The sequence below is a fragment of the Pseudomonas sp. B21-015 genome (genome assembly GCF_024749285.1).
Taxonomy (GTDB): Bacteria; Pseudomonadota; Gammaproteobacteria; order Pseudomonadales; family Pseudomonadaceae; genus Aquipseudomonas.
On record NZ_CP087196.1, the window covers coordinates 6233689 to 6254490 of the forward strand.

Below are 20802 nucleotides of genomic sequence, written 5' to 3' on the forward strand. Positions count from 1 at the left end.
GCGAGGGAGCTTGCTCCCGTTCGGCTGCGCAGCAGCCGTAAAATCTGCGACCGTGTTCGATCAGACACACCTTCGCTGTTTTTGGGAGTCCTTCGGCCTCCAGCGGGAGCAAGCTCCCTCGCCACAAAAACGATATACAACTATTCTCTCTTAGAATTTTCCGCTCATAAGGTAATTCGAAAAAGTTATTTATTTTCGGATTCTTATATCATTTAGTCTCCTTTTCACGCCGACTCTCGGTCGCCTGACAAGGAGCTTCCCGATGAAACTGACTTCCCCTCTTCGCCTTCTGGCCGCCGCGTTTCTGGCTTCAGCGAGTCTCCTGGCTCAGGCGGCAGACGTGACCGTCGCCTACCAGACCACCGTCGACCCGGCGAAAGTCGCCCAGGTCGACGGCGCCTACGAAAAAGCCACCAAAGCCAACATCGACTGGCGCAAATTCGACAACGGTGCCGACATCATTGCCGCCATCGCTTCCGGCGACGTGCAGATCGGCTACCTCGGTTCCAGCCCCCTGACGGCTGCAATCACCCGCAAAGTCCCGGTGGAAACCTTCCTCATCGCCACCCAGATCGGCGCCGCTGAAGCACTGGTCGCCCGCGACGGTTCCGGGATCAAGACCCCGCAAGACCTGATCGGCAAAAAAGTCGCCGTACCGTTTGTATCCACCGGCCACTACAGCCTGCTGGCCGCGCTGAAACACTGGAACATTGATCCCTCGAAAGTCACCGTCCTCAACCTCGCGCCACCCGCGATCATTGCTGCATGGAAACGCGGTGATATCGACGCCACCTACGTGTGGGACCCGGCCCTCGGCGTGGCCAAGGAAAACGGCAAAGTGCTGATCACCTCGGGCGAGTTGGCCAAGTTCGGCGCACCGACTTTCGATGCCTGGATCGTGCGTAAGGATTTCGCCGAGAAGCACCCGGAAATCGTCACCGCGTTCGCCAAAGTGACCCTCGATGCCTACGCCGACTACCGCAAAGACCCGAAAGCCTGGCTGGCCAATCAAAGCAATGTCGACAAACTGGTGAAACTCTCCGGCGCCAAGGCCAGCGACATTCCGTTGCTGCTGCAAGGCAACGTTTTCCCGCTGGCGGCTGATCAGGTGATCACCCTTGGCGCGCCGACCACCAAGGCCATCACCGACACCGCTGTGTTCCTCAAGGAACAGGGCAAGGTCGAGGCCGTGCTGCCGGACTACGCGCCGTACGTCAGCGCCAAGTACATCACCAACTGATCGGGAGTTAACCGCGATGGCTTTGCTACAGCTGGAACGCATCAGCGCACAGTACCCAGGCGCAGCGGAACCGGTGCTGGCGGATATTTCCCTGAGCCTTGGGCCCCAGCAGTTGCTGGTCGCCCTCGGCCCGTCCGGCAGTGGCAAGACCTCGCTGTTGAACCTGATTGCCGGTTTCGTCGAGCCCAGCGCCGGGCGCATCACCCTTGACGGCGTGCCGGTCAAAGGCCCGAGCGCCGAGCGCGGCGTGGTGTTCCAGGACGACGCCCTGCTGCCCTGGCAGGACGTGCTGGCCAACGTCGGTTTCGGCCTGGAACTGGCCGGCACTTCGCGGGAAAAACGTGAACAGCGCGCCCGGGAAATGCTCGCGCTGGTGGACCTTTGCGGTTTCGAAAACCGCCGGATCTGGCAACTCTCGGGCGGGCAGAAACAACGTGTCGGCCTGGCTCGCGCCCTCGCCGCCGACCCTCGGGTGTTGCTGATGGACGAACCCTTCGGCGCCCTTGACGCCTTCACCCGTGAACAGATGCAGGAGCTGTTGCTGCAAGTCTGGCAGCGCACCGCCAAACCAGTGTTCCTGATTACCCACGACATTGAAGAAGCAGTGTTCCTCGCCACCGACCTGATTCTGTTGGCGCCCAACCCCGGGCAAATCGTCGAGCGTCTGAGCCTGGATTTCGGTCAGCGTTACGCTACCGGCGAATCGGCGCGGGCGATCAAATCCGACCCGCGCTTTATCGAAACCCGCGAACACGTGCTCGCCAAAGTGTTCTCCCAACGCAGCGCCGTCCAGCGGCAGGAGCGCGCATGAGCACTTATGAAGTTCCCGCCGCCACGGTGAAACCAGGCTCAAAGGTGAAGAGCTCGGCGGTAATTGCGCTGCGTCGCAGTTTGAACACGCGCTGGATCAGCGTACTGACGTTGGTCGCCCTCGTTACCATTTGGTGGGCCGTCACGGCCACAGGTTTGATCGAACCGCTGTTCCTGCCGCCGCCGTCCGCCGTGCTGCAAAAAGGCTGGCTACTGATAACCACCGGCTACATGGATTCGACCTTGTGGCAGCACTTGGGCGCGAGCCTCAGCCGTATCGGCCTGGGCCTGGGCTTTGCGGTGCTGACCGCCGTGCCGGTAGGCATTGCCATCGGCCACAACCGCATCGCTCGCGGCATTCTCGATCCGCTGATCGAGTTCTATCGCCCGATCCCGCCCTTGGCTTATCTGCCACTGATCGTGATCTGGTGTGGCATCGGTGAGTTGTCGAAAGTCTTGCTGATTTACCTGGCGATCTTCGCCCCGATCGCCATCGCCACCGCCACCGGCGTGCGCACCGTCGACCCGGCCAAATTGCGCGCCGCGCAGTCGCTGGGCGCGACTCGGGCACAGTTGATTCGCCATGTGATTCTGCCCAGTGCCCTGCCGGACATTTTGACCGGCGTGCGCATTGGTCTGGGTGTGGGTTGGTCGACGCTGGTGGCTGCCGAGTTGATCGCCGCCACCAGCGGTTTGGGGTTCATGGTGCAGTCGGCCGCGCAGTTCCTGGTCACCGATGTGGTGGTGCTGGGGATTCTGGTGATCGCGCTGATCGCCTTCGCCATGGAAATGGGCCTGCGCGCGCTGCAACGCAAACTGGTGCCATGGCACGGCCAGGCTCACTAAGCCTTTTTTGAAGAGAACCATCATGAGCCACCCGACCATTGTCCCTTTAAGCTCCGCCCTCGGCGCGCAAATCAGCGGCATCGATATCAGCCAGCCGCTGAACGTTGAGCAACGCGACGCCATCGAACAAGCGCTGCTCAAACATCAAGTGCTGTTCTTCCGCGACCAGCCGATCGAGCCGCAACAGCAAGCGCGATTCGCCGCCTATTTCGGCGACCTGCACATTCACCCGATCTACCCGAACGTGCCGGAGCAGCCGGAAGTGCTGATCCTCGACACCGCTGTCACCGACGTGCGAGACAACGCGATTTGGCACACCGACGTGACCTTCCTGCCGACCCCGGCCATGGGCGCGGTGCTCAGCGCCAAACTGCTGCCGGAATTTGGCGGCGACACGCTGTGGGCCAGTGGTATTGCGGCGTATGAAGCACTGTCCGCACCGATGAAAACCTTGCTCGAAGGGCTGACCGCCACTCACGATTTCACCCGCTCGTTCCCGCTGGAGCGCTATGACAATACACCAGAAGCCTTGGTTCAGTGGGAAGAAGCCCGACGCAAGAACCCACCGCTGTCGCACCCGGTGATTCGTACCCATCCGGTAAGCGGGCGCCGGTCGTTGTTCGTCAATGAAGGGTTCACGTCGAAGATCAATGAGCTTTCGGAGACGGAAAGCGAAGTGATTCTGAAATTCTTGTTCGCCCACTCCACACGGCCAGAGTTCACCATCCGCTGGCGCTGGCAGAAAGACGACATCGCGTTTTGGGACAACCGCGTGACCCAGCACCACGCGGTCGATGATTACCGCCCGGCGCGGCGGGTGATGCAGCGGGCGACGGTGTTGGGGGATGTGCCGTTTTTTCGCTGATCCGATCGTTCCCACGCTCCGCGTGGGAATGCCTCAACGGACGCTCTGCGTTCGGCTCTGGATGGGACGCGGAGCGTCCCGGGCTGCATTCCCACGCGGAGCGTGGGAACGATCAGTACGGAGTTACTCAGCCGTCGAAGGCTTCTCCCAAAGATTGATCCCACCCTCTTGGGCAAACCGATCAATCTCCGCCAACTCTTCCACGCTAAAACTCAGGTTCTTCAACGCCCCGACGTTTTCGATAATCTGCTCCGGCCGGCTCGCGCCAATCAGCGCCGAGGTCACCCGTGAGTCGCGCAGGGTCCAGGCCAGCGCCAGTTGCGCCAGGCTCTGACCGCGGCGCTTGGCGATTTCATTGAGCGCCCGCACATGGGCGATGTTGGCTTCGGACAGGTGCGACGCCTGCAACGAACCACCGCCCGGACGATTGACCCGCGCGTCCGCTGGCACGCCATTGAGGTACTTGTCGGTCAACAGCCCCTGAGCCAAGGGCGTGAAGGCGATCACGCCGGTGCCGAGTTCATCGGTGGTGTCCAGCAGGTCTTTTTCCACCCAGCGATTGAGCAGGTTGTAGGCCGGTTGGTGGATCAACAGCGGGACTTTCCACTCTTTCAGCAACCCGGCGATTTCACGGGTTTTCACCCCGGAATAGGACGAGATACCGATATACAGCGCCTTGCCCTGCTGCACGGCGGTGGCCAGTGCGCTGGCGGTTTCTTCCAGCGGCGTGTCCGGGTCGAAGCGGTGGGAATAGAAGATGTCTACGTAGTCGAGGCCCAGGCGTTGCAGGCTCTGATCGAGGCTGGCCAGCACGTATTTGCGCGAACCACCGCCCTGACCGTAAGGACCGGCCCACATATCCCAACCGGCCTTGCTGGAGATGATCAACTCATCGCGGTACTGCTTGAAGTCTTCACGCAACAAACGACCGAAGTTGATTTCGGCGCTGCCATACGGCGGGCCGTAGTTGTTGGCCAGGTCGAAATGGTTGATGCCCAGATCGAATGCCGTGCGCAGCAACGAGCGCTGGGTATCGATCGGCGTGCTGTCGCCGAAGTTGTGCCACAAGCCCAGGGACAGCGCCGGTAGCACCAACCCGCTGCGGCCTACACGGCGGTAAGGGATGGAATCGTAGCGGTTTTCGGCTGCGGTGTAGGTCATCGAATCCTCTCTTGTCTGTCTTGAATGTGGTATCGACTGCTTTGCAAGTTGCCCAGCATACGCCCGGACAAACGCCGATAAACCTCGGACTCGAGAAAATGCTGAAACGTTTCACAGATTATTAAATCTGACCCACCGTATAGAACCGATACCTACTCCCAACGTTTACGCCGACAACTCACGCAACGCGGCAGCCGCCAAAAAACCAGATCTTGAGCTGTATCGCTGATCTCGTCTGACCGTCTGGTCGATACGCTCAAGCAATTGCTCAGGGAGCGTGGCATTGAAGCGCACCGACTTGCCGAAGTACGGCGTGATATCGAAGTCGCCCCCCCCACACACTGGCCTACAGCTTTGTCGTGCTATGGCTGGCGTTGACCTTGATCAACGGCGCGGTCGGCATGGTCAACGCCGGCCAGCCGTTGAGCACGGAACTGGTGGTGGGTAGCGCGGTGTTCGGCGTGCCGGTGGCGGCGCTGGTGTTGTTCATGGTGTTGAGCCCTGACGCCTGACAAGACGTCAGCGCCAACCCTCCTCCATCAACGCACCAGATGCAAAAACTGCATGTGCCGTTCGTACTGGTCGAGGATGTCGTTGATGACCTGCTCCTTGGTGTAGCCCACCAGATCGTAATCCTGACTGCCCTCTCTCAAATGCACTTCGGCGCGGTGGTAACGGCGATTGTTGAGTCGCTTGGAACCCATGCCGCCACGGGCGAAGGACGGCGTGAAGTAACCGCGCATCTGCACCTGATAGATGAACGGATGCAGTTCGCCGTGACCGATTTCCAGGCTGACGTTGTCATTGGCCGGATCAGGCTGAGCGACCACGTGCAGACCCTTCTCGACGAACACTGCGGTCACGTCCTCAATGGCCGGACGCACCGTGCTATCGAGGAAGCGATAGACCTCATCACGAGACGGGAAATGCACCGCCTGACTCAAACGTTGCCGCCAACCGCCGCGCCGTGATCCGGACACCGGTGCGAGGGAATGCAGTTGCGCGATCTGCTTCTGCGACTCCAGATAAAACGCCTTGTGCAGCCCCCACATCATCAGCAGCAAAATCATCGAAAACGGCAACGACGTCAGTACCACCGCTGACTTCAAGGCATCGATGCTGCCGGAGAACAACAGCGCGCTGGTCACCAGTGCCGTCATCGCGCCCCAGAACACCCGCAGCCATTTCGGTCCGTCTTCATCCGGGTTGCCACCCTTGGCAGACAAGGTCGACAGCACCACGGTGCCGGAGTCGGCGGAGGTCACGAAGAATACGAAGCTGATGAACACCGTGACCGCGATCACGGTTTTGCTCCATGGGTAGGTTTCCAGTAGCAGGTACAGGGTCATCGATGGGTTATCGATGGCCGACATGCCGAGCGCGCTCATGCCGTGGTTGAGGACTTGGTCGATGGCGCTGTTGCCAAAGATCGACATCCACGCCAGGGTGAAACCGAGCGGGATCAGCAGCACGCCGAAGACGAATTCGCGAATGGTCCGGCCACGGGAAATCCGCGCGATGAACAGGCCCACGAACGGCGACCATGCAATCCACCAGGCCCAATAGAACACCGTCCAGCCGCCCAGCCAGTCGCTGGGTTTATCGTAGGCGTAGAGATCGAAACTCTTCATCGGCAAGGCGCCGAGGTAGTCGCCGAGGTTCTGGATCAGCGTATTGAGCAAGTGCTGGGTGGGGCCGGCGAACAACACGAACAGCAGCAGCGCACAGGCCAGCAGCATGTTGATGTCGGACATCACCCGCACGCCTTTATCGACCCCGGACACCGCCACAATGATCGCCGCGCCCATCATCAGCGTGATCAGGCCGACCTGAATCCACTGGGTGTGGGCGATGCCGAACAGGTAGTCCAGGCCGGAGTTGAGGTGCAATACGCCAAAACCCATATCGGCGCCGAGGCCGAATACCGTGGCGATGATGCCGAAACCATCCACGGCGTAACCGATGGGGCCGTTGATGCGCTTGCCGATCAGCGGGTACAGCGCCGAACGCAGGGCCAGCGGCAGGTTATGCCGATAGGCGAAATAGGCCAGCGCCATGCCGACGAACGCGAACACGCCCCAACCGTGCAGGCCCCAGTGCAGAAACAGAATCTGCATCGCCTGACGCGCCGCATCCGCCGTGCCAGCCTCGCCTTGCGGCGGTTGCGCCAAGTGCGTCAGCGGTTCGGACACGCAAAAGAAAAACAGCGTGATGCTGATCCCGGCGGCGAACAGCATGCCGGCCCAGGACAGGTAGCTGAATTCGGGCTCGTCGTGGTCGGCACCGAGCTTGATCTTGCCGTAGCCAGACAAGGCGGTGACCACCACAAAGACCAGATACAGCGTCATCGCGAGCATGTAGTACCAGCCGACCGTGTTGGCCGCCCAGTTTTGCGCTTGCAACAACCAGGTACCGGCCTGCTCGGGCATCGCCATGACGACAACGGCGAACAACAGAATGAAGGTCGCCGCGAAATAAAAAACCGGCGGATTCATGCGGACCTGGCCGCTTGCGGGGGTGGACGATGCACTCATGAAAGGTGCACCTCAAGGGGGTGAAACAGGGCAATCAATAACGGACTCGGCAAAGGCAAGCCTCCTGTTGTGAGCGGGCAGCAAACCGGTGGTTTAACTTGAATGAGCGTTCAAGTTAAACATGGATAGGGGGCTAAGGACTAGTCGCAGGGTTCGGCGGTGCGTTTTGTACGCTAGCTCAAGGGAGGGTATGACGCGGGGTTTGCGGGATTCGTTCGGCGGGAAATTTGCTAAATGCCATTATTTCGGCCTGACCTGAAATCATCGCGGGCAAGCCCGCTCCCACAGGTTTTGGGTTGTTCACGGAATTACCGTTCGACACAAAACCTGTGGGAGCGTGGCTTGCCCGCGATGGCGTCAGAAAGACCACTGGAAATTTTTGACCCTACTTCTGCGTCCCATCATCATGCTGCAGATTCGCCTGGGTCAGGTTGCACCCCGCCGGCACGCTGCGGGTCAGCCAGACGTTGCCGCCGATGGTCGAGCCCTTGCCGATGGTGATCCGCCCCAGAATCGTCGCGCCGGCATAGATCACCACATCGTCCTCGACGATCGGATGCCGCGGATGGCCCTTCTGCAACTGGCCGTCTTCGTCCGACGGGAAGCGCTTGGCGCCCAGGGTCACTGCCTGATAAATCCGCACGCGCTCGCCAATGATCGCGGTCTCGCCGATCACCACGCCGGTCCCGTGATCGATGAAGAAACTGCGACCGATCTGCGCCCCCGGATGGATGTCGATGCCGGTGGCCGAGTGGGCGATTTCCGCGCTGATCCGCGCCAGCATCGGCAGCCCGGCGCGATACAAATGATGGGCCAGGCGATGGTGAATCACCGCCAGAATCCCCGGGTAGCAGAGCAACACTTCATCGACACTGCGAGCCGCCGGGTCGCCGTGATAGGCCGCCAGCACGTCGGTGTCCAACAGGCTGCGCAGCCCCGGCAAAGCGAGGGCGAATTCCTGAATGATCTGAATGGTTTTGGCCTCGACTTCAGTGTCGGCCTGGGCACTGTGGCGCGCGGCATAACGCAGTTCGAGCCGCGCCTGAGCGAGCAACGCGTTCAGTGCCACGTCGAGCGTGTGGCCAACGTAGAAGTCTTCACTCTCCTCGCGCAAATCCACCGGGCCCAGGCGCATCGGGAACAGCGCACCGCACAAGGCTTCGAGAATGTCCGCCATGGCCGCTCGGGATGGCAACTCGCGACCGCCCTGCTCGCCGCTGGCGCGGCCGTTTTGTGCGCGCCACTGGTCGCGCGCCGTACGCAGTTGGCTGACGATGGTCTGCAATTGCCAATGGCTGGAACGCTCACTCACGGTAAAAACTCCTCATGGGCGGCCGGACTGTCTGGCCACGTTAACGGCGATTACTTTACGGCAACGGCTTGCAAGCGAATTAAGAACCAATAGTGCTGTCGTCAACACTTTTGGCTATAAGCGATTGGCAGTTGCCCCGCTAAATACCCGTACCTATAGTCCGGACATCTTCCTCCGCCAGTACGGACCCATGATCAAACATCAGCTTGCCCGTTTTAACCGCCTCGATCTGCTCGGCCGCCCTACCCCCCTGGAAAAACTCGAGCGCCTGTCGACCTGGTTGGGCCGCGATGTGTATGTCAAACGCGATGACCTGACGCCATTGGCACTGGGTGGCAACAAGCTGCGCAAACTCGAATACCTGGCCGCCGATGCCCTGGCCCAGGGTGCCGATACATTGATCACTGCTGGCGCGATCCAGTCCAACCACGTGCGCCAGACCGCCGCCATTGCAGCCAAGCTTGGCCTGGGCTGCGTGGCGCTGCTGGAAAACCCTCTCGGCACCGACGACAGCAACTATGTCGGCAACGGCAATCGGCTGTTGCTGGACCTGTTCGATGCCAAGGTCGAGTTGGTGGAAAACCTCGACAATGCTGACGAGCAATTGCAAGCATTGGCCGCACGTCTGCGCAGCAACGGTAAAAAGCCGTATCTGGTGCCGATTGGTGGCTCCAATGCAGTGGGCGCTTTGGGTTATGTCCGTGCAGGCCTGGAACTGGCCGAACAGATCAAGGACACCGGGCTGCAATTCGCCGCGGTGGTCCTGGCGTCCGGCAGTGCCGGTACCCACAGCGGCCTGGCGCTGGCATTGAGCGAAGTACTGCCGGATTTGCCAGTCATCGGCGTGACCGTTTCCCGAAGCGATGAAGCTCAACGACCGAATGTCCAGGGCCTCGCCGAGCACACCGCAGAGCTGTTGGGCGTGAGCCTGCCGGCGAGTTTCAAAATTGAACTGTGGGACGAGTATTTCGGCCCGCGTTACGGCGAGCCGAATGCCGGGACACTGGCGGCGGTGAAGCTGTTGGCGAGTCAGGAAGGGTTGTTGCTGGATCCGGTGTATACCGGCAAGGCCATGGCCGGTTTGCTCGACGGTATCGGTCGCCAGCGCTTCGATGACGGCCCGATCATCTTCCTGCACACCGGCGGGGCACCGACGTTGTTTGGCTACACAAGCTTTTTGTAAGCATCAAAGATCGAAAGATCGCAGCCTGCGGCAGCTCCTACAGGGATCGGCGTTAACCCGAAATTCGCGGCGTGCATGATCCTTGGAGCTACCGCAGGCTGCGATCTTTTCGAAGGCGCCACATATCTCAAAAAAGAGTAACAAACATAATATTCAGTATTTTCCAATCTAAAGGTCACATCATATAGTCACGCCGCAGGCGAATTTGCAGCGAGACGCATAGGCTGCTTTAGGGCAGGATAATGCAGTCGTTCAAATCCCGAATTTGCCAACTTTCCTTAAGCGTCTTTCATAAGAAAACACAGGGGCTTGTCATGAATTTTTCCGCACTACGTCGAAATCTGCTGGTAGGCTCGCTGGGCCTGGCACTCGGCGCCGGCCTGTTGGGGCAAGCGGTTGCCGGTGAGCAACTGCAAAAAATCAAGGACGCGGGCGTGATCAACGTCGGTCTGGAAGGCACTTATCCACCGTTCAGTTTCGTCGATGCCGACGGCAAACTGACCGGTTTCGAAGTGGAGCTGTCCGAGGCGCTGGCCAAAGAGCTGGGCGTGAAGGTCAAGCTGCAGCCGACCAAATGGGACGGCCTCCTCGCGGCCCTGGAATCCAAGCGTCTGGACGCGGTGGTCAACCAGGTCACCATCTCCGAAGAGCGCAAGAAGAAGTATGACTTCTCCGAGCCCTACACCATCTCCGGCATTCAGGCCCTGACGCTGAAAAAGAACGAAGGCACCATCAAGACCGTCGCCGATCTGGCTGGCAAAAAAGTCGGTGTGGGCCTGGGCACCAACTACGAACAATGGCTCAAGGACAACGTCCCGAAAGCCATCATCAAGACCTACGACGATGATCCGACCAAGTATCAGGACCTGCGCGTAGGCCGCATCGACGCGATTCTGGTGGATCGTCTGGCGGCCCTGGAACTGACCGCCAAAGCCAAGGACACCGCCGTTGCCGGCGAACCGTTCTCCCGTCAGGAATCCGGTATTGCCCTGCGCAAAGGCGAGCCTGAACTGCTGGCAGCGGTGAACAAAGCGCTCGAGAAACTGCGCGCCGACGGCACCCTGGCCAAGATCTCGCAGAAATACTTCAACGCTGACGTCACTAAATAATGGAAGCAGCTTTCCAACTCGTACTGGAGTCCGTGCCCTTCCTGCTGAAGGGCGTGTACTTTACGGTCATCCTCAGCCTGGGCGGCATGTTCTTCGGCTTGCTGCTGGGCTTCGGCCTGGCGTTGATGCGCCTGTCGCGCCTCAAACTGGTGAGCTGGCTGGCCCGCATCTACGTGTCGTTCTTTCGCGGCACGCCGTTGCTGGTGCAGCTGTTCATGATCTATTTCGGCTTGCCGCAATTAGGTCTCGAACTGGATCCGATACCGGCAGCCCTGATCGGCCTCTCGCTGAACATGGCCGCTTATGCCTGTGAAACCCTCCGTTCCGCGATCAGTTCGATTGAACGCGGCCAGTGGGAAGCCGCTGCCAGTATCGGCATGACCCGCGCGCAAACCTTGCGCCGGGCCATTCTGCCGCAAGCGATGCGCACGGCCCTGCCACCGTTGGGCAACAGCTTCATCTCGCTGGTCAAGGACACTGCGCTGGCGGCCACCATTCAGGTGCCGGAGCTGTTCCGCCAGGCGCAGCTGATCACCGCCCGTACCTTCGAAATTTTCACCATGTATCTTGCCGCCGCGGTGATCTACTGGATTCTGGCAACGGTGCTGTCGCACTTCCAGAACCAGTTGGAAGCGCGGGTCAATCGGCACGACCAGGAGTCCTGACCCAATGATTGTCGTGGAAAAACTGACAAAGCAGTTCAAGGGTCAAGTGGTGCTCAACGGCATTGATCTGCAGGTGAAGGAAGGCGAGGTGGTGGCGATCATCGGCCCCAGCGGCTCGGGCAAGACCACCTTCCTGCGGTGCCTGAATTTTCTGGAAGAACCCACCAGCGGCCGGATCAAGGTCGGCGACATCGAGATCGATGGCAGCCGCCCCCTGAACCAGCAGCAGAGCCTGGTACGGCGCTTGCGCCAGCACGTGGGTTTCGTGTTCCAGAACTTCAACCTGTTCCCCCATCGCACCGCCCTGGAAAACGTCATTGAAGGTCCGTTGGTGGTGAAAAAAATCCCGCGCGCCGAAGCCGTCGCCCTGGGTAAAAAGCTGTTGGCCAAGGTCGGCCTGGCGGGCAAGGAAGACGCTTACCCGCGACGCCTGTCCGGCGGTCAGCAACAGCGTGTGGCGATTGCCCGGGCGCTGGCGATGGAACCGGAAGTGATCCTGTTCGATGAACCGACCTCGGCCCTGGACCCGGAACTGGTGGGTGAAGTGTTGGCGACCATCCGCGGCCTGGCCGAGGAGAAACGCACCATGGTGATCGTTACTCACGAAATGGGCTTTGCCCGGGACGTGGCCAACCGGGTGGTGTTTTTCGACAAGGGTGTGATTGTCGAACAGGGCGAAGCCAAGGCGCTGTTTGCCCATCCGAAAGAAGAACGGACCCAGCAGTTTCTCAGCAAGTTTCTTAATAACGCTTAGTGCTGTCCCACTCTAGAGTTGTCAACTTCCATGGACGGAAGTGACATTGACTCCACTCTGAGAGCAGCCGCCAACGATTACTTGATTCGCCCCAATCATAGATAACTTCCCGCCATCCCATGCGGTACATATATATGTCCTGCAACAGATTCACAACGCCTAAAATTCATAAACCCCTTCGCTATCCATCGTCAACGGTTTGCTGCCTCTCAGGCGTAAAACCCATCAAAAACCATACTAAATTCGACGGAGCAATGCGGTTTATTAACTACACTGCGTAGGAGATTTCTGAATAACTCAAGAACCAACCTTTAACCGAGCAACTCTCTTGACACCCATTCGAACGCACTCTTATCTAGTCTCCAACAGGCGTCAGCTATCGCCCGATCATTATTAAAACGCACAAATAGTGCATTGTTTTGTTGCCTGGTAATTCACGCCTTTCGAACTTTCAGAAACGGACTTCACGGCAAGGCTTCAAGGAGAGAAACCCCATGACAAGTACTTCGAACAAACCCGAACTTGCGACCCCGACCCTGGCGCAAAGCCACAAGGCCGGCATCAACATCACCTCGGCCGCTCATCTTATGATCGACGTGCCGCCCTACCCCGGCATGGACGAAGGCGACCTGATCGAGCTGTTCTGGAACAACTGCTACGTGGCCTCCAGCGTGCTGGGTGCCAACCATGACGGCAAAGCGGTGAGCCTGCGAGTGCCGGAGAGCTTCATTGCCAATGGTTCTGCGCGCATCCATTACAAGGTCATGCAGGTCGGGCAAGGGCCTGCGGTATCGCCGGCGGCGCGCGTCCAGATCAAACTGGATTGCCCGGGCGGCCTGTCCTCGCCCCGTTGCGATGAGGAAAACCAGAGCCTGGCGCCCGTGTTCATCCCCGAAACCATTCGCCGTCAGGGGGTCAATCCAAACCAGGTCAAGCGTGGCGTGCCGTTGACCATCGAACCGTACCTGAACATGGCCACCGACGACGAAATCACCCTGCGCTGGGGCGATGTACGCATGGACCTGCCCAAACTCAAGGCGTGCGATGTGGGTCAGCCGATTCAGGTCTGGGTGCCGCCGGCGATCATTCTCGAAGCCGGCGAGGACCTTCGACTGGAAGTGACCTACTGCATCCTCGACCGGGTAGGTAACAACTCGCGCTGGGCACCGGCACGCACACTGAAGATCGGCTGTGCCAATCCCTACCTGAAAGTGCCGCCGAAAGAAGCGCTCAGAGCCGCTGAACCCCGAAAGAAGTGAAGACCCTGTAGCAACACTCTTGTTGTGACATGAGGGCTTTTTGTGGCGAGGGAGCTTGCTCCCGCTGGGGTGCGAAGCGCCCCCAATCCCGGTACACGCGTTTTCGTAATTGAACCGTGGTGGCCGTTTTGCGACTGCTGCGTAGCCGAACGGGAGCAAGCTCCCTCGCCACAGGGGCTCTGACCAACCGGGCGATATCACCCTTCTATACATATTCCTAAAAGTTAGTTCATTAATTATTTATACGCGTTTAGGGTATATACACCGGACCACCGGACATTCGTGTTTTTCATTCGCCGCAACCCATGCGGCGCTTTCATGAGATGTGAGGTAGGTATGGTCCGGAACACAATCACCCCAGTGCAAATCGCCAGGGCATTGCGTGCAGCCAAGGAGCGGCACTGATGTCCAGTCTGGCAGATGCAATCGTCCAGAGTGACCTGGACATCGCCCCCTTGTTGTTGCCCGCGCAGGTCTTGCGCAACGACGCACAAGCCATCAAGGCTGCCCATGAGCTGGCGCACATCGCCCGCCTGCAAGCCGCCAAACGTGACCAGCAGCGCAAGTTGCCCTGGTCGGAAATCGAACAGTTCACCCGCAGCGGCCTGGGCAGCATTGCCATTCCGCGTGAGTACGGTGGCCCGCAGGTTTCATTCATCACCTTAGCCTCAGTCTTCGCGATCATTTCCGCGGCCGACCCGGCCTTGGGGCAGATCCCGCAGAACCAGTTCGGGATTCTCAACCTGATACTCGGCAGCGCCACCGAGTCGCAGAAAAAACAGCTGTTCAAAAGTGTGCTCGAAGGCTGGCGAATTGGTAACGCGGGACCAGAACGCGGGACCAAAAACACCCTGGAGCTCAAGGCGCGGATCACCGCCGACGGCGATGGCTTCGTCATCAACGGGCAGAAATTCTATTCCACCGGCGCCCTGTTCGCCCACTGGGTGGCCGTCAAGGCGCTGAACGACGACGGCAAGCAAGTGCTGGCCTTCATTCGTCGCGGCACACCGGGGCTGCGCATCGTCGATGACTGGTCGGGTTTCGGCCAGCGCACCACCGCCAGCGGCACCCTTTTGCTCAATAACGTGCGGGTCGACGCCGAGCTGGTGGTGGACAACTGGAAGATCAACGACAGCCCGAATACCCAGGGCGCCGTGTCGCAACTGATTCAAGCGGCCATCGACGCCGGCATCGCCCGGGGCGCCATCGATGACGCCATCGAGTTCGTGAAAACCCGTGCACGGCCATGGATCGACGCCAAGGTCGAACGGGCCAGCGACGACCTCTACGTGATCGCCGACATCGGCAAGCTGAAAATCGAACTGCACGCCGCCGAAGCGCTGCTGCGCAAGGCCGGGCAAGTGCTGGATCAGGTCAACGCCGCGCCGCTCACCGCCGAGTCCGCGGCACGCGCCTCGATTGCCGTGGCGGAAGCCAAAGTGCTGACCACCGAAATCTCGCTGCTGGCCAGCGAAAAACTCTTCGAACTGGCCGGCAGCCGCGCGACCCTCGCCGAATTCAATCTCGACCGCCACTGGCGCAACGCCCGGGTGCACACGCTGCACGACCCGGTGCGCTGGAAGTATCACGCCGTCGGCGCTTACCACCTCAACGGCACTCTGCCGGCTCGCCATTCCTGGATCTGACGACCAGAACCTTTTTGACCAGATCTCTGGAGAAACACATGACTCTTTCTCACCACGTCGCGGTCATCACCAGCGATGAGCAAGCTCTGATCGTCGCCAGTGACCTGGCCGACGATTTCAAACGCGACAGCGCCCTGCGCGACCGCGAACGTCGTTTGCCATACCCGGAACTGGAAGTGTTTTCCCGTTCGGGTCTTTGGGGCATCAGCGTGCCAAAAGAATACGGCGGCGCCGGAGTTTCCAACGTCACCCTGGCCAAGGTGATCGCGTTGATCGCCCAGGCCGACGGCTCCCTCGGACAGATTCCACAGAACCATTTCTACGCCCTCGAAGTGCTGCGCGTTAACGGCACTGACGAGCAGAAAAAACGCCTGTACGCAGAAGTGTTAGCCGGTCAGCGCTTTGGCAATGCACTCGCGGAGCTGGGTACCAAAACCGCCCATGACCGCGTCACCAGCCTGACCCGCGATGGAGACGGCTACCGCATCAACGGCCGCAAGTTCTACGCCACTGGCGCGATTTACGCCCAGCGCATCCCCACGTCAGCGGTGGACGAAAACGGTGTGCAGCAACTGGCGTTCGTCCCGCGCAACAGCAAAGGCCTGACGGTGATCGACGACTGGGGCGGCTTCGGCCAGCGCACCACCGGCAGCGGTTCGGTGGTGTTCGAGGATGTCTACGTCGCCGCCCAGGACGTAATCCCGTTTCAAAGCGCTTTCGAACGCCCGACCACCGTCGGCCCTTTGGCGCAGATTCTACACGCCGCCATCGACACCGGCATCGCCCGCGCCGCTTATGAGGATGCGCTGCATTTCGTGCGGACCAAAACCCGGCCGTGGATCGACGCCACTCATGAAAAAGCCACCGAAGACCCGCTGACCATCAAGAGTTTCGGCCACCTGGCTATTCGCCTGCACGCCACCGAAGCCCTGCTGGAACGCTCTGGAGAAATCCTCGACCAGGCCCAGGCCGACACCACTGCCGAGACCGTCGCCGCCGCGTCGATCGCCGTCGCCGAAGCCCGGGCCATCAGCACCGAAATTTCCCTCACCGCCGGCAGCACACTGTTCGAACTGGCCGGCAGCCAGGCGACCCTGGCCGAACACGGCCTGGATCGCCACTGGCGCAACGCCCGGGTGCACACCCTGCACGACCCGGTGCGCTGGAAGTATCACGCGGTGGGCAATTACTACCTCAATGATGAAAACCCGCCGCTGCGGGGGACGATCTAAATGTCCAAAAAGAAAATCCTGCTCAACGCGTTCAACATGAACTGCATCGGGCACATCAACCATGGCCTGTGGACCCATCCACGGGACACGTCGACCCAGTACAAGACCATCGAATACTGGACCGAACTGGCGCAGTTGCTCGAGCGCGGGCTGTTCGATGGCCTGTTCATCGCCGACATCGTCGGCGTGTACGACATCTACCAGAACTCGGTGGAGGTGCCGCTCAAAGAGTCGATCCAGTTGCCGGTCAACGACCCGCTGCTGCTGGTCTCGGCCATGGCCGCCGTCACCAAAAACCTCGGCTTCGGCCTGACCGCCAACCTGACCTACGAACCGCCGTATCTGTTCGCCCGGCGCCTGTCGACCCTCGATCATCTGAGCCGTGGGCGGGTCGGCTGGAACATCGTCACCGGTTATCTGGACAGTGCCGCCAAAGCCATGGGCCTGAGCGCGCAAGTCGAGCACGACCGCCGCTACGACCAGGCCGATGAATACCTGCAAGTGCTCTACAAACTCTGGGAAGGCAGCTGGGAAAACGGCGCGGTGCTCAATGACCGCGAACAGCGGATCTACGCCCAGCCAGACAAGGTGCATAAGGTCGAGCACAAGGGCGAGTTCTATCAGGTCGAGGGTTATCACCTCTGCGAGCCATCGCCGCAACGCACGCCGGTGCTGTTTCAGGCCGGCAGTTCCGATCGCGGTTTGCTGTTCGCCGGTCGGCATGCCGAGTGCGTGTTCATCAGCGGCCAGAACAAACCGGCGACCAAAGTTCAGGTGGACAAGGTTCGCGCCAGCGCCGTCGAGGCCGGGCGCAATCCCTGGGACATCAAGGTGTTCATGGGATTGAACGTGATCGTCGGTGAGACAGAAGAGCTGGCCTGGGCCAAGCACGCCGAGTACCTGAGCTACGCCAGCGCCGAGGCCGGTGTGGCGCACTTTTCGGCGTCGACCGGGATCGATTTTTCCGAGTACGAACTCGACGAACCGATCCAGTACGTGAAGAGCAACGCCATCCAGTCCGCCACCAAGAACCTGCAAAACAACGATTGGACCCGCCGCAAATTGCTGGAACAACACGCCCTCGGTGGCCGCTACATCACCGTGCTCGGCTCGCCGCAGCAGGTGGCCGACGAACTCGAATCCTGGATCGCCGAAACCGGTCTGGATGGCTTCAATCTGACGCGGATTGTCACGCCGGAAAGCTATGTGGATTTCATTGAGCTGGTGATTCCGGAGTTGCAACGCAGAGGGTCGTACAAGACCGCTTACGACAACGGCAGCCTGCGGGAAAAGCTGTTTCACGGCGAAGCGCATTTGCCCGAGCAACACACCGGATCGGCTTTTCGCCGCTAAAAGCATCGCGGGCAAGCCCGCTCCCACAGGGATTGTGTGAACACCCGAGAACACTGTGGGAGCGGGCTTGCCCGCGATGAGGTCCGAACAGACACCAAAATTTCAATGCACTGACTGGAAAACTCATCATGACCAAAAAACTATTCAACCACCCAGTCAAAGCACTGGCCCTGGCCCTCGGCCTCTTCAGCTCCATCACCTTCGCCGCCGACGCACCACTGAAAATCGGCACCACCGCCGCCTTCGCCATTCCCCTGGAAGCAGCCGTAGAGGAGGCAAAAAAACAGGGCCTGAAAGTCGAACTGGTGGAGTTCAGCGACTGGATCGCCCCCAACGTCAGCCTCGCCGCCGGCGACATCGATGTGAACTATTTCCAGCACATCCCGTTCCTGGAAAACGCCAAGGCCGCCGCCGGTTTTGACCTGGTGCCGTTCGCCCCGGGCATCATCAACAACGTCGGCCTCTACTCGAAAAAATACAAAAGCTTCGCCGAGTTACCCGAAGGCGCCAGCGTGGCCATCGCCAACGACCCGATCAACAGCGGTCGCGGCCTGCAACTGCTGGCCAAGGCCGGGCTGATCACCCTCAAACCGGGCGTCGGCTACAAAGCCACCGAAGAAGACATCATCGCCAACCCGAAGAAAATCAAAATCCTTCAGGTCGAAGCCGTGCAACTGGTGCGCGCCTACGACGACGCCGATCTGGTCCAGGGTTACCCGGCCTATATTCGTCTGGCGAAGACCTTCGATGCCGGCTCCGCCCTGTTGTTCGACGGTCTCGATCACAAGGAATACGTGATCCAGTTCGTGATCCAGCCAAAAAGCAAAACCGACCCGCGGCTGATCAAATTCATCGACATTTATCAGCACTCGCCTGCCGTTCGCGCGGCACTGGATAAGACCCACGGCAAGCTCTATCAAGCCGGTTGGGAAAGCTGAGCATGACGGCCGCTACCCGACTGCGACTGGAGATTCCAGAGCCTCATAAAGCTGAACAGACCGAACTGCATCCGGAGTTCAACCGCGCTCATGTGCGCTTCATCGGCCTGGGCAAAACCTACAACGGCCAGCAAGGTCCGGTGGCGGCCTTGCACGGCATCGACCTGGCGATCCAGCGCGGCGAAGTGTTCGGCATCATCGGTCGCAGCGGTGCCGGCAAGTCGTCGCTGATCCGCACCATCAACCGCCTCGAACAACCGAGCAGCGGGCGGGTGCTGATCGATCAGGTGGACATCGGCGAGTTCGATGAAGACCACTTGGTGGCGCTGCGGCGGCGGATCGGCATGATCTTCCAGCACTTCAATTTGATGTCGGCCAAAACGGTTTGGCAGAACGTCGAATTGCCGCTGAAAGTCGCCGGTGTGCCCAAGGAGCAGCGCGAGCGCAAAGTCCGCGAACTGCTGGAACTGGTCGGCCTGAAAGAGAAACACAAAGCCTACCCGGCGCAGCTTTCCGGCGGGCAGAAACAGCGCGTCGGCATCGCCCGCGCACTGGTACATGACCCGCAGATTCTGCTGTGTGACGAAGCCACTTCGGCGCTGGACCCGGAGACCACCCAATCGATCCTCGGCCTGCTGCGCGAGATCAATCAACGGCTGGGCCTGACCATTGTGCTGATCACCCACGAGATGGCGGTGATCCGCGATATCTGTGATCGGGTCGTGGTGCTGGAACACGGGCGAATCGTCGAGCAAGGGCCGGTCTGGGAAGTCTTCGGCAACCCGCAGCATGAAGTGAGCAAGACCTTGCTCGCACCGCTGCAACACGGCCTGCCGGACGAACTGCAAAGCCGCTTGCGTCCACAGCCGCAGTCTTCGGACGCCGCCGTGGTGCTGCGATTGCAATTCAACGGCAGCGCCAACGACGAACCAGACCTAGCGGCGCTGTTCAGCGCCCTCGGGGGTCGCGTGCGCTTGCTGCAAGGGGGTGTGGAACGGATTCAGGGGCATGCGCTCGGGCAATTGCTGCTGGCGGTGACCGGTTCGTCCCTCGGCGTCGAGGAACTACGTCAGCGCGCTGGCAACTGGGCGCAACAGGTAGAGGTGCTGGGTTATGTGGTTTGATCGGTTGCTACAAGGCTTCATCGACACCTTTCTGATGGTCGGCGTGTCGTCGTTAATTGCGCTGCTGGCGGGCATTCCGCTGGCGGTGATCCTGGTCACCAGCACCAAGGGCGGGATCTACGAAGCACCAGCGCTGAACCGCGCACTGGGCGCGTTCGTGAACCTGTTCCGCTCGATTCCGTTTCTGATTTTGATGGTGGCGTTGATTCCGTTCACCCGGCTGATCGTCGGCACCACGTATGGCGTTTGGGCAGCCGTGGTGCCGCTGACCATTGCGGCCACACCGTTCTTTGCGCGTATTGCCGAGGTCAGTTTGCGGGAAGTCGACCATGGTTTAATTGAAGCGGCGCAGGCGATGGGCTGCCGACGCTGGCACATCGTCTGGCATGTGCTGCTGCCTGAAGCGCTGCCGGGGATTGTCGGTGGTTTCACGATTACGTTGGTGACGATGATCAACTCGTCGGCCATGGCTGGAGCGATTGGGGCCGGTGGCTTGGGGGACATTGCTTACCGGTATGGGTATCAGCGGTTTGATAGCCAGATCATGTTGACGGTGATTGTGTTACTGGTGGTGTTAGTGGCGGTGATTCAGTTGGGTGGGGATCGGTTGGCGCGGGGTCTCAACAAGCGCTGAGAGCGGTGCGGTTGAAGGGCCTTTGTGGCGAGGGAGCTTGCTCCCGCTCGATTGCGCAGCAATCGCAAAACCATTCGATGAGGTTTATCTGACACTCCTCGTTGAATGGTTTTTGGGTCTGCTGCGCAGCCCAGCGG

General features: G+C 60.1%; 19 protein-coding genes and 1 pseudogene. 16 read left to right on the forward strand and 4 right to left on the reverse strand.

The window, feature by feature from the left end; translation table 11 throughout:
• Positions 1-262 precede the first annotated feature (262 nt).
• The 4 genes from tauA to tauD are packed head-to-tail and all read left to right on the forward strand — an operon-like array spanning position 263 to position 3761.
• The gene (gene tauA / locus LOY38_RS28425; RefSeq protein ID WP_258698056.1) at positions 263-1240 is read left to right on the forward strand and encodes a taurine ABC transporter substrate-binding protein; all 978 of its coding nucleotides are present in this window, start codon (positions 263-265) and stop codon (positions 1238-1240) included.
• A gap of 16 nt (positions 1241-1256) precedes the next feature.
• Positions 1257-2051, forward strand: coding sequence for a taurine ABC transporter ATP-binding subunit (tauB, locus tag LOY38_RS28430; protein ID WP_258698057.1), 795 nt, complete (start codon positions 1257-1259; stop codon positions 2049-2051).
• Positions 2048-2896, forward strand: coding sequence for a taurine ABC transporter permease TauC (tauC, locus tag LOY38_RS28435; RefSeq protein WP_258698058.1), 849 nt, complete (start codon positions 2048-2050; stop codon positions 2894-2896). The genes tauB and tauC overlap by 4 nt, the downstream gene beginning before the upstream one ends.
• A 22-nt stretch (positions 2897-2918) precedes the next feature.
• Positions 2919-3761, forward strand: a complete 843-nt coding sequence (gene tauD / locus LOY38_RS28440; protein ID WP_258698059.1) for a taurine dioxygenase — start codon at positions 2919-2921, stop codon at positions 3759-3761.
• 123 nt (positions 3762-3884) lie between these two features.
• On the opposite strand, the gene mgrA is transcribed toward tauD, so the two are convergent.
• Together mgrA and LOY38_RS28450 are read right to left on the reverse strand one after the other, a co-directional pair.
• Positions 3885-4922: an L-glyceraldehyde 3-phosphate reductase gene (gene mgrA / locus LOY38_RS28445; RefSeq protein WP_258698060.1), complete on the reverse strand. Its 1038-nt coding sequence runs from the start codon at positions 4920-4922 to the stop codon at positions 3885-3887.
• Between the two features lie 165 nt (positions 4923-5087).
• Positions 5088-5264 (reverse strand): annotated as a pseudogene (locus LOY38_RS28450) (type II toxin-antitoxin system HicB family antitoxin); the annotation flags it as partial.
• Positions 5265-5302: 38 nt separating this feature from the next.
• Here LOY38_RS28450 and LOY38_RS28455 point away from each other — a divergent pair.
• Entirely contained in the window at positions 5303-5434 is a 132-nt protein-coding gene (locus LOY38_RS28455) for a hypothetical protein (protein WP_258698061.1), read from the forward strand.
• A 27-nt stretch (positions 5435-5461) separates the two neighbouring features.
• Here LOY38_RS28455 and betT read toward each other — a convergent pair whose 3' ends face one another.
• Together betT and epsC are read right to left on the reverse strand one after the other, a co-directional pair.
• Entirely contained in the window at positions 5462-7417 is a 1956-nt protein-coding gene (betT, locus tag LOY38_RS28460; RefSeq protein ID WP_258700807.1) for a choline transporter BetT, read from the reverse strand.
• Between the two features lie 424 nt (positions 7418-7841).
• The gene (epsC, locus tag LOY38_RS28465) at positions 7842-8768 is read right to left on the reverse strand and encodes a serine O-acetyltransferase EpsC (protein ID WP_258698062.1); all 927 of its coding nucleotides are present in this window, start codon (positions 8766-8768) and stop codon (positions 7842-7844) included.
• Positions 8769-8958: 190 nt separating this feature from the next.
• Between epsC and LOY38_RS28470 the strand changes: the two genes are divergently transcribed.
• The 11 genes from LOY38_RS28470 (at position 8959) to LOY38_RS28520 (ending at position 20665) form a co-directional block, all read left to right on the forward strand.
• Positions 8959-9951 carry a D-cysteine desulfhydrase gene (locus LOY38_RS28470; protein WP_258698063.1) on the forward strand — a complete coding sequence of 331 codons (993 nt, stop codon included), beginning with the start codon at positions 8959-8961 and terminating at the stop codon, positions 9949-9951.
• 314 nt (positions 9952-10265) lie between these two features.
• Entirely contained in the window at positions 10266-11060 is a 795-nt protein-coding gene (tcyJ, locus tag LOY38_RS28475; RefSeq protein ID WP_258698064.1) for a cystine ABC transporter substrate-binding protein, read from the forward strand.
• Positions 11060-11725, forward strand: coding sequence for a cystine ABC transporter permease (gene tcyL, locus LOY38_RS28480; RefSeq protein WP_258698065.1), 666 nt, complete (start codon positions 11060-11062; stop codon positions 11723-11725). The genes tcyJ and tcyL overlap by 1 nt, the downstream gene beginning before the upstream one ends.
• A 4-nt stretch (positions 11726-11729) precedes the next feature.
• On the forward strand, positions 11730-12479 hold the full coding sequence (tcyN, locus tag LOY38_RS28485) for an L-cystine ABC transporter ATP-binding protein TcyN (RefSeq protein WP_258698066.1): 750 nt from the start codon (positions 11730-11732) through the stop codon (positions 12477-12479).
• Between the two features lie 494 nt (positions 12480-12973).
• Entirely contained in the window at positions 12974-13738 is a 765-nt protein-coding gene (locus LOY38_RS28490) for a hypothetical protein (RefSeq protein WP_258698067.1), read from the forward strand.
• A gap of 404 nt (positions 13739-14142) precedes the next feature.
• Positions 14143-15384, forward strand: coding sequence for an SfnB family sulfur acquisition oxidoreductase (locus LOY38_RS28495; protein ID WP_258698068.1), 1242 nt, complete (start codon positions 14143-14145; stop codon positions 15382-15384).
• Positions 15385-15422: 38 nt separating this feature from the next.
• Positions 15423-16616, forward strand: coding sequence for an SfnB family sulfur acquisition oxidoreductase (locus LOY38_RS28500; RefSeq protein WP_258698069.1), 1194 nt, complete (start codon positions 15423-15425; stop codon positions 16614-16616).
• On the forward strand, positions 16617-17969 hold the full coding sequence (locus LOY38_RS28505) for an LLM class flavin-dependent oxidoreductase (RefSeq protein ID WP_258698070.1): 1353 nt from the start codon (positions 16617-16619) through the stop codon (positions 17967-17969).
• A 128-nt stretch (positions 17970-18097) separates the two neighbouring features.
• Positions 18098-18907: a MetQ/NlpA family ABC transporter substrate-binding protein gene (locus LOY38_RS28510; RefSeq protein WP_258698071.1), complete on the forward strand. Its 810-nt coding sequence runs from the start codon at positions 18098-18100 to the stop codon at positions 18905-18907.
• Between the two features lie 2 nt (positions 18908-18909).
• Positions 18910-20031 (forward strand): methionine ABC transporter ATP-binding protein, encoded by a 1122-nt coding sequence (locus tag LOY38_RS28515; protein ID WP_258698072.1) that lies wholly within the window; start codon positions 18910-18912, stop codon positions 20029-20031.
• The gene (locus LOY38_RS28520; RefSeq protein ID WP_019581723.1) at positions 20021-20665 is read left to right on the forward strand and encodes a methionine ABC transporter permease; all 645 of its coding nucleotides are present in this window, start codon (positions 20021-20023) and stop codon (positions 20663-20665) included. The genes LOY38_RS28515 and LOY38_RS28520 overlap by 11 nt, the downstream gene beginning before the upstream one ends.
• Positions 20666-20802 lie beyond the last annotated feature (137 nt).

Excerpts from the sequence above, each read along its gene's own strand:
- LOY38_RS28505 (WP_258698070.1), top strand. The coding sequence starts at position 16,617 with ATGTCCAAAAAGAAAATCCTGCTCAACGCGTTCAACATGAACTGCATC.
- tcyN (WP_258698066.1), top strand. The coding sequence starts at position 11,730 with ATGATTGTCGTGGAAAAACTGACAAAGCAGTTCAAGGGTCAAGTGGTG.
- LOY38_RS28520 (WP_019581723.1), top strand. The coding sequence starts at position 20,021 with ATGTGGTTTGATCGGTTGCTACAAGGCTTCATCGACACCTTTCTGATG.
- tauD (WP_258698059.1), top strand. The coding sequence starts at position 2,919 with ATGAGCCACCCGACCATTGTCCCTTTAAGCTCCGCCCTCGGCGCGCAA.
- tcyJ (WP_258698064.1), top strand. The coding sequence starts at position 10,266 with ATGAATTTTTCCGCACTACGTCGAAATCTGCTGGTAGGCTCGCTGGGC.
- LOY38_RS28510 (WP_258698071.1), top strand. The coding sequence starts at position 18,098 with ATGACCAAAAAACTATTCAACCACCCAGTCAAAGCACTGGCCCTGGCC.
- tauB (WP_258698057.1), top strand. The coding sequence starts at position 1,257 with ATGGCTTTGCTACAGCTGGAACGCATCAGCGCACAGTACCCAGGCGCA.
- tauA (WP_258698056.1), top strand. The coding sequence starts at position 263 with ATGAAACTGACTTCCCCTCTTCGCCTTCTGGCCGCCGCGTTTCTGGCT.
- LOY38_RS28495 (WP_258698068.1), top strand. The coding sequence starts at position 14,143 with ATGTCCAGTCTGGCAGATGCAATCGTCCAGAGTGACCTGGACATCGCC.
- mgrA (WP_258698060.1), bottom strand. The coding sequence starts at position 4,922 with ATGACCTACACCGCAGCCGAAAACCGCTACGATTCCATCCCTTACCGC.
- LOY38_RS28490 (WP_258698067.1), top strand. The coding sequence starts at position 12,974 with ATGACAAGTACTTCGAACAAACCCGAACTTGCGACCCCGACCCTGGCG.
- betT (WP_258700807.1), bottom strand. The coding sequence starts at position 7,417 with ATGAATCCGCCGGTTTTTTATTTCGCGGCGACCTTCATTCTGTTGTTC.
- LOY38_RS28500 (WP_258698069.1), top strand. The coding sequence starts at position 15,423 with ATGACTCTTTCTCACCACGTCGCGGTCATCACCAGCGATGAGCAAGCT.
- LOY38_RS28470 (WP_258698063.1), top strand. The coding sequence starts at position 8,959 with ATGATCAAACATCAGCTTGCCCGTTTTAACCGCCTCGATCTGCTCGGC.
- tauC (WP_258698058.1), top strand. The coding sequence starts at position 2,048 with ATGAGCACTTATGAAGTTCCCGCCGCCACGGTGAAACCAGGCTCAAAG.
- LOY38_RS28515 (WP_258698072.1), top strand. The coding sequence starts at position 18,910 with ATGACGGCCGCTACCCGACTGCGACTGGAGATTCCAGAGCCTCATAAA.
- tcyL (WP_258698065.1), top strand. The coding sequence starts at position 11,060 with ATGGAAGCAGCTTTCCAACTCGTACTGGAGTCCGTGCCCTTCCTGCTG.